At 49.3% G+C, this 13,695-nt stretch carries 17 protein-coding genes; 16 read left to right on the top strand and 1 reads right to left on the bottom strand.

Translation table 11 applies throughout. The annotated features are described in order from the left end of the window. The first annotated feature begins 118 nt into the window (after positions 1 to 118). From M4I36_RS06600 to M4I36_RS16825, 3 genes are all read left to right on the top strand, one after another. The gene (locus M4I36_RS06600) at positions 119 to 1,117 is read left to right on the top strand and encodes a hypothetical protein (RefSeq protein WP_258110940.1); all 999 of its coding nucleotides are present in this window, start codon (positions 119 to 121) and stop codon (positions 1,115 to 1,117) included. Positions 1,118 to 1,156: 39 nt separating this feature from the next. Then, positions 1,157 to 1,327, top strand: a complete 171-nt coding sequence (locus tag M4I36_RS16830) for an excisionase family DNA-binding protein (protein WP_374985646.1) — start codon at positions 1,157 to 1,159, stop codon at positions 1,325 to 1,327. 330 nt (positions 1,328 to 1,657) lie between these two features. Then, entirely contained in the window at positions 1,658 to 2,035 is a 378-nt protein-coding gene (locus M4I36_RS16825; RefSeq protein WP_374985644.1) for a helix-turn-helix domain-containing protein, read from the top strand. A 165-nt stretch (positions 2,036 to 2,200) separates the two neighbouring features. Here the strand turns inward: M4I36_RS16825 and M4I36_RS06595 are convergent, their stop codons facing one another. Next, positions 2,201 to 2,485: a helix-turn-helix domain-containing protein gene (locus M4I36_RS06595; protein ID WP_258110939.1), complete on the bottom strand. Its 285-nt coding sequence runs from the start codon at positions 2,483 to 2,485 to the stop codon at positions 2,201 to 2,203. A gap of 191 nt (positions 2,486 to 2,676) precedes the next feature. On the opposite strand from M4I36_RS06595, the gene M4I36_RS06590 reads away from it, so the two are divergent. The 13 genes from M4I36_RS06590 to glnA all read left to right on the top strand — a co-directional run bounded on the left by M4I36_RS06590 (position 2,677) and on the right by glnA (position 13,639). After that, a complete protein-coding gene (locus tag M4I36_RS06590) occupies positions 2,677 to 3,255 on the top strand; it encodes a hypothetical protein (protein ID WP_258110938.1) in 579 nt (192 codons plus the stop codon). A gap of 148 nt (positions 3,256 to 3,403) precedes the next feature. Next, on the top strand, positions 3,404 to 3,988 hold the full coding sequence (locus M4I36_RS06585; protein WP_258110937.1) for a hypothetical protein: 585 nt from the start codon (positions 3,404 to 3,406) through the stop codon (positions 3,986 to 3,988). Between the two features lie 131 nt (positions 3,989 to 4,119). Next, positions 4,120 to 4,644, top strand: coding sequence for a hypothetical protein (locus M4I36_RS06580; protein ID WP_258110936.1), 525 nt, complete (start codon positions 4,120 to 4,122; stop codon positions 4,642 to 4,644). A gap of 113 nt (positions 4,645 to 4,757) precedes the next feature. After that, positions 4,758 to 4,904, top strand: coding sequence for a hypothetical protein (locus M4I36_RS06575; RefSeq protein ID WP_258110935.1), 147 nt, complete (start codon positions 4,758 to 4,760; stop codon positions 4,902 to 4,904). 536 nt (positions 4,905 to 5,440) lie between these two features. Further along, positions 5,441 to 5,716 (top strand): hypothetical protein, encoded by a 276-nt coding sequence (locus M4I36_RS06570; RefSeq protein WP_258110934.1) that lies wholly within the window; start codon positions 5,441 to 5,443, stop codon positions 5,714 to 5,716. After that, positions 5,713 to 7,488: a recombinase family protein gene (locus M4I36_RS06565; RefSeq protein ID WP_258110933.1), complete on the top strand. Its 1,776-nt coding sequence runs from the start codon at positions 5,713 to 5,715 to the stop codon at positions 7,486 to 7,488. Before M4I36_RS06570 ends, M4I36_RS06565 begins: the two co-directional genes overlap by 4 nt. Continuing rightward, the gene (locus tag M4I36_RS06560; protein ID WP_258110932.1) at positions 7,442 to 7,843 is read left to right on the top strand and encodes a hypothetical protein; all 402 of its coding nucleotides are present in this window, start codon (positions 7,442 to 7,444) and stop codon (positions 7,841 to 7,843) included. The genes M4I36_RS06565 and M4I36_RS06560 overlap by 47 nt, the downstream gene beginning before the upstream one ends. After that, positions 7,840 to 8,442 carry a GTPase domain-containing protein gene (locus tag M4I36_RS06555; protein WP_258110931.1) on the top strand — a complete coding sequence of 201 codons (603 nt, stop codon included), beginning with the start codon at positions 7,840 to 7,842 and terminating at the stop codon, positions 8,440 to 8,442. The genes M4I36_RS06560 and M4I36_RS06555 overlap by 4 nt, the downstream gene beginning before the upstream one ends. After that, the gene (locus M4I36_RS06550; RefSeq protein WP_258110930.1) at positions 8,423 to 9,016 is read left to right on the top strand and encodes a UbiA prenyltransferase family protein; all 594 of its coding nucleotides are present in this window, start codon (positions 8,423 to 8,425) and stop codon (positions 9,014 to 9,016) included. The genes M4I36_RS06555 and M4I36_RS06550 overlap by 20 nt, the downstream gene beginning before the upstream one ends. 150 nt (positions 9,017 to 9,166) lie before the next feature. Beyond that, positions 9,167 to 10,453, top strand: coding sequence for a GTPase HflX (hflX, locus tag M4I36_RS06545; RefSeq protein ID WP_258110929.1), 1,287 nt, complete (start codon positions 9,167 to 9,169; stop codon positions 10,451 to 10,453). 11 nt (positions 10,454 to 10,464) lie between these two features. Continuing rightward, positions 10,465 to 11,715, top strand: coding sequence for a methionine gamma-lyase family protein (locus tag M4I36_RS06540; RefSeq protein ID WP_258110928.1), 1,251 nt, complete (start codon positions 10,465 to 10,467; stop codon positions 11,713 to 11,715). Between the two features lie 84 nt (positions 11,716 to 11,799). Continuing rightward, a complete protein-coding gene (locus M4I36_RS06535) occupies positions 11,800 to 12,186 on the top strand; it encodes a MerR family transcriptional regulator (RefSeq protein WP_258110927.1) in 387 nt (128 codons plus the stop codon). A 115-nt stretch (positions 12,187 to 12,301) separates the two neighbouring features. Then, entirely contained in the window at positions 12,302 to 13,639 is a 1,338-nt protein-coding gene (gene glnA, locus M4I36_RS06530) for a type I glutamate--ammonia ligase (protein ID WP_258110926.1), read from the top strand. Positions 13,640 to 13,695: the final 56 nt, after the last annotated feature.

Genomic DNA, 13,695 nt, shown 5'->3' with positions numbered 1-13,695 from the left:
CACGATGAACACGATGAACACGATGAACACGATGAACACGATGAACACGATGAACACGATGAACACGATGAACACGATGAACACGACGGCACCACCCACGACAACCAAGGAGGCCCCGATGGAGATCGATGCAATTCCGGGAGCAATGCTATCAACGCAATGGCCCTTAAAGGGTACGAATCCTACTAACGTTGGAACCGGCATGTTTGAGGCTGATTACACTTCATCTGGCCCAATGATTGGCGGCGTCCATTGGACTTGGCCCTCTTCTGATACAAATCCAAAGGACTATGTGATAGTCCCGACCACGGTTCAGGGAAAACCGTATCTTGTCTGGTGTCATCTTGCACCTCAGAAGAAGCTTGGTAAGCCTGAAAACGGGAGTGCGGGATACGGCCCGAATCAGGTTGAACCTACTGGCCCATCACAAATGTGGATGACACCTTGGAGCACAAAGGGCGGTTCATTGAGTAACGGCGCAACACTGATTACGGATGACATTCCTCCCGTGTTCAGTACAACCGGCCAATACGTTTTTCCGGCGAATCCGAAAGATACAAGCCCTCAATCACTGGCAAGTAGTGCATGGACCGGATGGTTTCAATGGGGTAAGGTTGCGCATCCTTATACACTTGGGGCACCAAAACCTCCTGTAGAACCAACGGTGGCCGAACCCTACGGACTGAATCCAGCGTACAACGGCGTCATATTAGGTGTGCAAACACAGGTGTTACAAGCAAATCAGGGTGGTGCAATCAACCTGTATTATCTTGACCTTGCTAGTCACAAAATCGTAGGTCTGGCAAGTTTGACGAATGGCGGGGGACTATTTTTTGGCATGCGCGTAGTCTCAGGAATGGTGTTCACTGGTTCAGCCACGGATTTAACTCCGAACGGGCAGACGCAGGCCGCCGCTTTCGTTTATAACGAAGTCACAGGTCAGCGTACCCCAGTGGACTCGTCGGGTGTGATGTCGCAAAACAACGGTTTTGATGATTGGGTGATTCGTGGGAGTAAGATATACAATGCGAACGACAAGCTCCAAGCTGATCTGAAGTTGCCTCCGTCAGTGACTTTGGAACCGTCTGCAGGCACGTTTGGGGTGGCAACTCATTGAACCAAAAGGGGCGAGTTGACTGAGAAAGGGGAATGAGAATTGGATGAGCAGAACATTACGATCGAACAAGCTACTGAGCTTTTGCGCGCGTCGGAACAGACTGTGGTCAAAATTCTTGAAAACGGGGAGCTCCCCTTTCACATGGCTGGTTCCCACCGTAGCATGCTTTTAAGTGACCTGAATGAATACAAGAACAAAAGAGACGCTTAGCGAAGGGAAGCAATGGAGGAACTGTATCAAATCTCCGATGCGGCCGGAATGTATGAAATAATCAAATTTCCGAAAGAAGAGGACTAGTTTTGAATCAATGCGAAGAGGTAAAATAAGGACAGCCGTAGAGTATTGCTAATACGATACGGCAGGTGACAAGTGCACCCTACGGGGCGCGGCTTGTTGATAATACGGGGTGATTGAGCCGTCGGCTTATGCTGACGGCTCAATCTTTTTGTCACAATTAACTCCGCTCACGTTAATTCTCCTAAACATTATCGACGGAGTATCTGCTGCGATCTAGAATGCTTCTCAGATTAAAAGCGGCAGGTGATAAAAGTGGTAACACCGAGACACTTACTCTACACGACGAGGAAAAGTCAAAACCTATCACGACGTGAAGTAGCTGAGGGAATTTGTGCAGCGTCAACAATCGCTCAATATGAACTTGGACATCTAACTCCGACAGATAAGATGCTGGACCTATTGTGCCCAAGATTAGGGATCGAAAGAGCCTACATGGCGTTGGTTGTAGCTGTGCATAGGAAAATCATGAAGGACCTAAGCCATGCGTGTAAGATGGGAGATTACAATACCGCAGGGAGGCTATTTGCCGAACTGGCTCGGCGTGAGCAAATGCCATCTGTAGCAGAACGGTATGCTGAAACTGCACTGTCCTGCATGAGGATCATGTTAAGGGTCGATTAGATTAGTCATGTTCCTCTATTCCTACAGAAGGATGAACGATGAGGTGAAATAAGGGCAGCCATACCGTGTTCGACCACAATACGGCTGAGAAGGTGGCACCCACACTGGGTTGCGGCTTGTTAAGTAAAAACGGGAAAGATTGAGTCGTTGGCTAATGCTAACGGCTCAATCTTTTTTATTAAAAGGATCAGCATCGGTCGGTGGTTTTTCAACGAAGCTAGACTTTTCATCGGGTATGTACTCAAGTAGGTCGCCGGGTTGGATGTTTAGCGCATCACAGATGCGATTCAAAGTGTCGAGATCAATACGCCGTGCGCTACTCTTCACAGCGGGATTATGCGTGTTGCACAAGGCATTGACGGTATTGTGTCTGACCCCTGCCATTTCTGCCAACTGGAGTTGCTTAAGGTGTCGTTCAGCTAGAATTCGGGCTAGATGAATCTTGATCATTTGCCAACACTCCTCCTTTCATAGTTTATCACATGTACATACGTCTGATCTCAGAGCAATAACACCTTGACGGTATCTAATATCGTATATATTATATCTAATAAGCGATATACTATATCTACTAATAGATATTTTCTTTGAGTGTTGAAGATACATGACATTCCGTAGCCATCAGAGATGGAGGAGAACATATGACGTTGACAGTAGAACGCGCAGATGATCGTGAGTGCATTGTGGAGAGCATCTTGTCCAAGTCCAAATGCCCATGTTGTGGCCGGAAAATGGAAATGTCTATCTTCGTCAATCTCGATTCTGAGCGGCCACTGCAAATCACGTGGGTCTGTAGCAACATGGAGCATTCTGATGGGCGACAAGACCTCAGTATGGCAGTCCCCGGCATGACACGAGCAGAGAGGTTGGACAGCGTACTACATATAACCAAGTCGATAGCTGATTACGCAATGAGTTCTAACAAGTTGAGCGCGCTAAACGACCTGTTACAGATCGCTGCCACAGAAGGGATACGATTAAGTTATCTAGACCTTGCATCCACGGGAACGGTACTCGGGGGATTCTTTCACTGTGACGGCGTGCCATACATCATACTCGACGAAGGACTCAAAGCAAGGCCAATGGAGCACGTCGAGGTTCTGGCTGAAGAAATTGGACGCTATTTTGCCTTCAAAACCAACGCATCGCCGAACCACGAGGTATTTGCGCTACGTTGGGCCCTGAAGTTCGTAGCCGCAGTTCCAGAGATGATTGGTTGAGTAAGTTACAGTATGAGTTCGCGAAAGAGGGTGGCTCAACGTTCTATGACCACAGGTGTCAGGTAGAACAGACTACGTATGTCTACTGAAGCGTATGAATAAAATTCGTTCTGGAACGCGCGTCAAGAAAATGGTGAGGTGACTAGTTTTGAAAGACGGGATACAAATTCATAATATTATGACTTCTCTTGTGCGGAAACGGCCCTGTTACCACTCTGAGGACGATTTTAAGCATTCACTTGCATGGGAAATCCATAGTATTTATGACAACTTGCCTGTCAGGCTTGAGGTTCCGTTTGACCTTGGGGATAAACGAGGCTATGTGGACGGAACTGTGGGCAGTACATACATCGAAGTCAAGTATCCTACCATGACGTCCGTTTTGAATCATCGTGATGAGACATACCACTTGCGCGACTGTTCGGCGAATCCGATGAGGTATCAGTTCTGGAAAGACGTAGAGCGTTTGGAGAGGCTCAAGGAACACATGAACATTCGCGGATTGGCGATTATGCTCACAAACTATCATCGACTATGGAGGCCGTCTCGATGGGGAAAACCAACTGCGGACGAGGAATTTCGTATGGAAGATGGATCAATTCGGAAAGGAACACTACAGTACGCAAATTCATCTTATGAACCGATTCATCTTCAAGGTGTTTACGAATGTAAATGGCATCCGTATTCCCGTATCGGCGGGGTCGAGTTCCGATACTTGGTGCTTGAAGTGTAGCCGAGATATTTAGTCCAATCATACATAAATTTACTAGGGAAGTGGGAAGGACAGTAGGCGGGTGAACTAATCACGAAAGCCGAGGGAGCGTTTCGCAAACCACAACTGTTTTGATGGAGGTTACAGGTAACTTGAACACAGTGATCGATGGCATTCAAGTTCTGCCCTACGAAATCAATGTGAACGTCGCCAATGAACAACACCGAGACACATATTATTCCGAATATGCGGTAGAAATCCTTAATCGGTGCGTTAAGTCTGACATCAAAAAAATTTACTTCATAAACTTTGTTTCCGAAAGCCGAATGAAAACCTCGTACCGAGTCATTGGAATGGAATACATTGCTCCGTGCCAAATTGGTCATTGCCGATTGTACAACGGCTACGGCACGGCACTCCAATCGCATGATTATCGCCAGCAAGTTGCGCTGGAATGGCACGATCAGTTGAACAAGGACAAGGCTTGCATTGAAGATTTAACCAATGAAAATAAGACCGATGTCCAGAATATGTTGAAGGTTTACGTAAAGCATGTGCCGAGCGAACAAAAGTCACAGTTCATAGAATATTTGCTGGACACTTCTGACCTCGCGATTCTGAAGGAGGTCGGGTTGGCGTTCATTCGGTTTCTCCGTTATGCGGTGACGATAGAATGACTTCGCTATGCGAACTAACTCAGTAGGGTAGTAACCAAGATGTTTTAGCAATAGCCATGTTGCAAGCCTGAAGTTCATCGGCGTCTGTGTGCAACGTAAGAGGCGGCGGAAGGTTGACGATGGCGAATGAGAGTAGCGGCACATGGCGGCGCGTGCTCAGGCGTCCGTGGACAAAATCGGTCGGCGTGACCGTAATTCCATCGTTCGTTGGACATGCAAATCACATGGGGCTGGCGGAAGGCGATAACAATATAAATTGAGGACTGAGAAGGGGACTTAGCATTGGGATTTTTGAGGATGAGGTAGCAGAACTAGCAGTGTATGCAACACTACTCGATGAAGAGGTGGTGTTGGAGCTATCGTAAAACCCGCGAAGGATGCGCGTCGGTGTGTAAGCAGAAGAGTACGGTGACAAAGGGAGGCCGGATGGCCTCCCTTTGTTTTAGTTGCGGGGGTCGAGAGGGTCAACGTCCGGCACCTGAAACTTCCCAATTGTCCCTTAGTTGCCTAATGTCGCGTTCGCATCGACTGATGCTTGTTGATTCAACCGCCACATATATATTTCACGGTTTTCTTCTCATCTTCCCAAACTGGCCCATTCCCACAGTGCGAACAAACCACCAAAAGGCTACGTGGCCATCGCACCGTTCAAACTCGGCAAGACCATAACTCTTGGGAAGAAGCGAAGCAATTACCCAAAGAAACTTTGAAGATTTCCCTTTAGATACGTCGAATCATGTCGTGAAAATGATCGAAACGAGTAAACTCAGCCACTTTGCAGAGAGCAGGTGGTTATATGGGTTGTCAGGCAAGAGGGAAAAGCAGTGTCGCATACGCTCGAATGAAGGGCGTGAGCGAAGTGGGACAAAGTTTAAGAAGCGACAGAAATCACTTTCGAGTCACGGTTCATGGTTCTGGTGATGGCAAAACGTTGGATCAGTTGTTGCTTGAAATGTCAGACCTCATTGCTGAAACAATGACAAAAGCCTCTAAGAGATATGTTGTGAAAGAAAATAATGATAATCTAGTGGACATAGTAAACAATCAGAGAGATGCGGCGGTGTTTGAATGATTACTTTGTCCATAACAAAGGGATATTTAAATCCCTACAGTGCCCGTGAATTGGACAACTTGGCAGCGACCATAAAAGCATTGATATACGCTCGTGTATCAACTGACGATCAAGCAAGGCACGGATATTCTTTGGAATCTCAGGTGGAACGATGTGCTGAAAAATTGATTAGAGATGAGTCTGTTAAAACTGACGAGATCATTGCATTGGTTGAAATGGGAGAGATGGGGGATGACCCTAATCGTCCTGCACTTAATTTTGGCAAGTGGTTAATCCGACACGGGGTGGGGCAAAAGTTCGCGGTTTTACATCCTGACAGACTTGCACGTAACTTTCGGCAACAGGTTGAATTCATCGAAGATGAACTCTTAGAAAATGGGATTCAGTTGGTAAGCGTAGAAGTTCCTTATGATCCAGACAACGCGGAATCTGTCCTGTTTTTCAACATGCAAGCGGCGATAGCTCAGTACAATAAGGCAAAAATTCTTGCAAATTCAAAGCGTGGTCGTAGGCAGAAGGTCAAGAATGGGAAAATACCCGGTGTGCGACGAATATATGGTTACACATTCGACAAACAAAATGACACTTTGGCTGTGAACTCGGAAGAGAGAGACGTCTATTTATTAATGGTCGATTGGATACTGAATGGTAAAGATGGTCAGCCAATGAACCTAACCTCTGTAGCCCGCGAATTATCCCTGCTTGGAATTCCAGCCCCGAATGGTGACAAATGGTATCAAGCGACCGTTAGTCGTATCCTCAAAAATACGGTTTATGCAGGCCGTTTTTACTACGGCAAGACAGAATACAAGCAGAAAAAAGGTCAAAAAGACATCTTGAAAAAGCCGGAGTCTGAGTGGCAACTGGTTCAAGTCCCTGCTTATATAGATGAGGAAACTTACGAGAGACTACAACTCAAAATATCCACTTTTGCACGTGCAAACCGTGGTGCAAAACCACAAAAGACGTACTTACTCAAAGGAATGGTACGTTGTGGTCGTTGCGGAAGTGCAGTTGTAGCAGGTCCTCCCTCTCGAAACAAAAAGACCGGGGAAATCATGCACCATTATTACATTTGTTCAGGCAAAGGTCGTAAAGTCTTTGAAGTTGGTACTGGGAGGGAAGTGCATCAGTGTAAAGGCCGTAATTGGCGGCAAGATGTGATCGACGATTATGTATGGCGGTACTTGGTTCAGGTTCTGACCAAACCAGACGATGTGTTTCGAGCAATTCTCGAACGCCAAGGTGATCCTTCAAAGTTACAAGAGTTGAATACCAAAAAACGAATGCTTGAATCCGCTCTGGAAGAAAAGCAGACTGAACGCAAGCGATGGATCAATCTCAACGTCAAGGGGCGAATTAGTGACGAAGAGCTCGACGAGGCGTTAGAACCTCTTGAACGAGAAATCGAACAGCTTCGTTCGTCCATCGAACTCGCTATTGATGCTTTAGCTTCGCAGGAACTGGATAAACGACAATTAGACGAGATAAAAGCAACTATTGATGCCCTTCGTGGCTATATAAAAGAAAAAATGCCTGATGAGGAAAAACGCAAGTACGCAATGAAGCTGATAAAGCGCGTTGTCCTACATGACGATGAAATCGAGATTTTCACATCTTGGGACATTACGGGAAAGCCCGATAACCCCGACCCCGATAACGGCGGTACGAAGACCGGGCATTCGTGTGATCATGACTCTAATAATTCAAACGCTGGTCAAAGGCATGGAGGACCACCGCAATCAGTTTGTGGCCATCATCGCGGGATATGAAGCGGAAATGCAGGCGTTTCTTGCGACCAATCCGGGACTTCCTAGTCGCTTCCCACTGCAATTGACCTTTCCTGACTATACGCTCTCGTCGTTGATGGCGATTGCGAAACGCACTGCAGCCTTGCATCAGTATAAATTGTCCGCAGATGCGGAGTTTGTGCTGCGCCGTGTTCTTCAGCGAGCACTCGCCAATCCGAGTCGTCGCGAGCACTTCAGCAATGCGCGGTTTGTGCGGAATTTGATGGAAAAGGCCATTCGTGCTCAGTCGAGTCGACTCTTTGAACAACTCAATCCGTCGCGAGAAGAATTGATGACGCTTCGTCCGGAAGACTTTAGAGAGGGGAGTTTTCTGTGAATCGATACGCACAAATTGTTATCGTCGGCCGACCAGGTTGTGGAAAAACGTCTTTTTTACGGGAGTTTCTTAAAGTTGCGGGGAGGGTGGAGGCAAAAGTGCCGTATGCCGATCTCAACCAGCCCTATCCATCAAGGTGGCTTGCGGAAGCCTCTGGTCCAGTAACAGCACCAGTTTTGGTCATTAGCAAACGAGGCTTTGTGCAAAAGCGTTTCATTTTGCACGACACATTTGCGCTTGATGACGATCCAGAACGCGAAAATCAGCACCGCCAGCAGTTGAGCGACACGTTGCGCACGTTGCTCGCTGCAGACATTGTCTTACATTTAGTCGAAGCATCCGCACTCTTGGATGTTTCTTCGCCTACTTCCTTGCAGGTCAAGTCCATGAAACTGCACGGGATTGATTTGGACCTCTGGGCTTACGGAAGGTCTAGGCCTCGCTACATGATGCTTATCACGAAGTCAGACACTATCCGTAAGCGTTTTTGCAAAAGAGATGTACGCCGTGTGGTCGGCAACATTCCAGTGGCGTTAGTATCTTCGTCGGACGGCCGGGGGCTTCTGGAGGTCAAACAGCATGTCTGGCGGATGGCCTGAATTTATTCGGGTTCTTCTCTCCGTCGCGTGCATCGGAATAGTCATTCAGTGGATGGATGACATCTTTGATGTGGAGCGAGACGTCGGTGCCGGGGAGCGGAGATTCGCGGTCCGCCTAGGACGACATATCTTGCCGTATTCCGTTATCTTGGCCCTGTCTGCTGCGGCGTTCGACTGGCGCCTCGCGGTCGCCATCTTTCTCGGGGCATTTTCCGTCGGCATGTTCGGTTGGTGGAAAGGAACTCCGTCTGGCATTCTCCTTTGGTTAGAGCTTGTTGGGGCAGTGTCTGTCTCAGTCTACGGGGTAGGCTGGTTGCTCACGGGATGGGCTTTGTCTATTGTCATCTTTCTCGATGTTTTTGACGACGTCATCGACCTCAGACACGACGAACGGTTAGGCGCCCCCAACATCGCCGTGCATCTCGGCGTTCCACTCTCGATGCTGCTTGCATTAGTCGCGTTATCGGCCAGTTTTTGTGTCTCTGTTGAATGGACGGTTGCGGTGCTGACCGTGTTACCTCTTTTGACGTTATTCACGGAGTGGTCGACGGATTACATTGAGCCTCCGTCTTGATGAGTGTGCACGAACAGTCTGCTTGTCGCATGGCCCGACACTCTCTATCGCCCCATCCAGTCTCCATCGGGTTACTCGGACGATTCGCCGAGTAACCTGATTTTGTCATTGTCCGTGATACAATATGGACAAAGGGGTGACTCGCATCGCATGTCTATGAATGACAGCCAGCAGCAGGAACCTGTTTCTGTATGGTTAGCCGGAAAAGTCAGGTCACGTGAGACGACAGATGCGTGGCAGCGCCGTTTGAGTGAACTGGAGAGTTTGGTGGAAGCAGCCGGGGGCGTGGTGGTCGGGCAAACTATCCAACAACAATCCGACGTCAAATCGGCCAGTTATTTGGGGAAAGGAAAATTAGAAGAACTTCGCATGTCCTTGCCCAGTGGTGTGTCGTTGGTGGTGGTCGATGCGGACCTAGCACCCTCTCAAATTCGGAATATGGAGTCGGCGCTGTCGTGCCGAGTCCTGGACAGAACGCAACTCATTTTAGATATCTTCGCTCTGCGCGCCAAGTCGCGTGTAGGGCGTCTTCAAGTCGAACGGGCGCTCCTCGAGTATCAGTTGCCGCGATTGACTGGGCGGGGAGTGGAGATGTCTCGGCTAGGCGGTGGAATTGGCACGCGTGGACCCGGAGAAACCAAACTGGAGACAGACAGACGTCGTATCCGGGAAAAAATTCAGACCTTGGATGCAGAGTTGCGGGTGGCTACAAAGACACGTGAGTTGCAGCGGGCGCGCCGGACCTCGTCCATTCCGACCGTTGCTTTGGTAGGATATACAAATGCAGGGAAGACCACTCTGTTACGGCGTTGGAGTGCCGAACGAGGTGCGGGAGTACCGGTCCCCGAGGGACGGAATCGTCTCTTTGATACGCTCGATCCGCTCGCGCGTCGGGTCAAAGCTGGCGTTGCGTCGGAATTGGTGTTGCTCGACACGGTTGGTTTTATTCGCAATTTGCCGCATTTGTTGGTAGAAGCGTTTCATTCCACACTAGAAGAAGTTGCCTCTGCGGATGTCATCGTTCAGGTCGTGGATGCCTCGTATGAGTTGGATTTGCAACTGCGCACAACGTCTCAGGTGCTAAGGGAGGTGGGTGTCGCGGATGTGCCGTTCATCACCTTCTATAACAAATTGGACCTAGTTAGTTCACCACCAGCTCCGGATGTCGCAGCGACCGCAACTGTTTCTGGGAGCGCTTTATCAGGTATCGGATTGGACGACCTCTACCGGGCCGTGGAACGAGTTTTGCGCTTGACTCCGGTGCGACTCACGCTGTCCCCTTCTGTTCAGAAACTTCCGTTTTGGCGTGATGTCCTGTCTCATGGACGGGTCATGAATACTGTCTGTGATGAAAACGGCGAGGTTCAGCTCGTTGTCGAAACCGACGAACGCTATGCAGAGCGGCTACAGCCGTATGTCACGAACATGCACGAATAGGAGAATGTATGTTGAACGAGATCGACCTATTGAAATGGGTAGAACAACAAGAATCGGCAGTTCGAGGAGCGATGCATCGGGTTGAGAAGGTCGCATTGCACAATCAGCGCCGAGTGCTCGAAGCATTTTCGGCCGAGCGCGTCTCTGCGAGTGACTTTGCCGGGTCTAATGGATACGGCATTGGCGATGCGGGGCGAGATAAACTGGAACGGATTTATGCACGTCTATTCGGGACCGAGGGAGCCCTGGTTCGAACCCAATTGGTGTCTGGCACGCATGCGTTGGCGGCGGTCCTTTTTGCGGCGTGTCGGCCAGGCGACCACGTACTGTTCGCGACGGGTATGCCTTACGACACCTTGCAATCGGTGGCGGGAATATCGGATACACTCGGCAGCGCGAAAGAGTGGGGTATTCAAGTCGATGTCGTTCCTCTGCAGGAGAATGGGGCGCCAGATATTGTAGCAACACTTAGCCGTATTCTGCCGTCGACACGACTCGTCATGTGTCAAAAGTCTCGGGGATATGGGGCGAGAAGAGCTCTGACGAACGCAGAGTTGGCTCCTTTGTTCGACGAGATTCGGCTCCACCATCCTGACGTGTGGATCGCAGTCGACAACTGTTATGCAGAATTTGTAGAAGCGGAGGAGGTTACAGTTCATGGCGCCCATATCGCCGCGGGTTCTCTCATCAAAAATCCGGGCGGTGGGATTGTGCCAACGGGGGCTTATATCGTTGGGCCGGTGGACTTCATCGAGCGAGTTGGGGCGGAAGTTTACGCTCCCGGTATTTCGTCAGAGTTAGGACCGACGCATGGCCATTTGCGAGAGATGTTTCAAGGCCTGTTCATGGCCCCACACGTTGTCTCTCAAGCACTGAAAGTATCCATTCTGGCAAGTCGAGTTTTTGAACAACTCGGCTATACCGTCTCTCCAAGGTATGATGAGCCTCGTGCGGATTTAATTTTGTCCATCGATTTTGAGGACCGTCAGGCTCTTCAAACATTTGCTCGAGAAGTGCAAGCGACTGCCGCAGTCGATAGTTTTGCGGTTCCTGAATTCGCCTCCATGGCTGGATATTCGGACGAGGTTCTAATGGCTGCTGGTACCTTCATTCAAGGGGCGTCCCTCGAATTGACCGCCGATGCGCCGCTCCGTCCCCCCTTCCGAGCATATCTTCAAGGGGGATTGACCTACGAACATGGCTTTTGGACGCTCTTTCAAGTGGCACGCACACTGGACCAAAACATTGTCACGAGTGAGTAAGAAAACCTCACAAAAGTTGTTTACGTGAGTTCATCTGGCGTAGTAAGATAGGAGCTAAAGCTGACTAGGGGGAGGGGCATTGCTATGGATCTCAACGAACGTCGGCAGTTGCCTCTCTTTTCCATCGGTACTGTCCAGAAACTCACTGGTCTCAGTGCGCGACAAATCCGTTACTACGAGGAGCAGGGGCTCATTTCTCCGATACGGTCTGAGGGGAAGCAACGTCAATTTTCTTTTGTTGACGTCGAGCGACTGATGCGCATTCGCGAGTGGATGGAAGATGGCGAGAGCTTGAGCGGAGTAAAGCGGCGTCTGTTGGACCCTAGGTTCGGAAAGGCTGTTGTGTCTTCAGACCTGTCCGATGAGCAAGTTTATGAACAACTGCAGAGAGAACTTTTAAAAGGGTCTTCGGCTGGTCTGCAGGCGCTGTTTCAAGGGGATTTATCCCGCTTTTATCGACGTAAGTCGTGAGATTCCCATGGGTTTGGGGGTCCGGAGCAGTAAGTGCTTGCTGAAAGTGCCACAGAGTCGTGGCGAATTGTAAAGAGAGACAGGAAACGTAGCAAACAAGAGGATGGTGTCGTGAATGAGGCGAGAGCACACAAAAGAAGAAATTTTGCGTTTGGCAGAGGAAATGGATGTCCGCTATGTGCGGCTGCAGTTTACGGACTTACTGGGTGTCATTAAAAACGTCGAAATTCCAGTAGACCAATTGACAAAAGCATTAGACAATAAAATCATGTTTGACGGTTCTTCTATTGAAGGCTTTGTTCGTATTGAAGAGTCAGACATGTATTTGGTCCCAGACCGCGCAACATGGTTGGTGTTTCCGTGGGATTCTAACCAAGGACGGGTCGCCCGACTCATTTGTGACATTCACTTGCCTGGCGGAAAGCCGTTTGCTGGAGATCCACGAATGATTTTGAAGAACGTACTTGCTGAAGCCAACAAACGTGGTTTCTCGGCGTTCAACGTCGGACCAGAGCCGGAATTCTTTTTGTTCAAATTGGACGAGCACGGCAAACCAACACAAGAAGTGAACGACGAAGGCGGATATTTTGACTGGGCCCCATTGGACTTGGGCGAAAACTGCCGCCGGGAAATTGTCTTGACGCTGGAAGCCATGGGTTTTGAAATCGAAGCGTCCCATCATGAGGTGGCACCAGGTCAACACGAGATCGATTTCAAGTATGCGGATGCCATTGAGGCGGCGGATAACATCGCCACTTTCCGCTTAGTTGTCAAGACAGTTGCGCGCCAATATGGTTTGCATGCGACGTTTATGCCAAAGCCGGTGTTTGGTATCAACGGGTCCGGCATGCATTGTCATCAGTCCCTGTTTGCTGATGGCAGAAATTCATTCTACGATGAGTCGGATGAACTTGGTCTCAGTCAGATTGCTCGTCACTACTTAGCCGGTATTCTGGCCCACGCAGAGGCGTTTACGGCTATCTGTAATCCTACAGTTAACTCCTATAAGCGACTCGTCCCAGGTTTTGAAGCTCCCAGCTACGTAGCGTGGTCAGCGAAGAACCGTTCTCCCTTAGTGCGCGTACCAGCGGCGCGCGGCGCGAGTACGCGTATTGAGGTACGGAGTCCGGACCCATCCTGCAATCCGTATCTGGCTCTTGCAGCAATGCTCGCTGCGGGTCTGGATGGCATTGACCGCAAATTGGAATTGGCACCTCCTGTTAATCGAAACATCTATATCATGACTGAAGAGGAGAAGGCGACTGCTGGTATTCAAAGTTTGCCTGGCTCTCTCTTCGAAGCCATCGAATTGTTTGCCCAAGACGGAGTGTTGAGGGATGCTCTGGGAGAGCATGTCTTTACGCACTTCATTGAAGCCAAGAGAATTGAGTGGGGAATGTACAGAATGCAAGTCACAGAATGGGAAAAAGAGCAATATCTGGCCAATTATTGAAATCGGTAGAACTCCAGAGTTCCTCTTTGTCAGTCAACCCGCGTCTGTCGACAGAC

The sequence above is a fragment of the Alicyclobacillus sp. SP_1 genome, assembly GCF_024706985.1.
Taxonomy (GTDB): domain Bacteria; phylum Bacillota; class Bacilli; order Alicyclobacillales; family Alicyclobacillaceae; genus Alicyclobacillus_I.
Note: the sequence above shows the minus strand (reverse complement) of the source record. Positions and strands in the feature narration are given on the sequence as shown.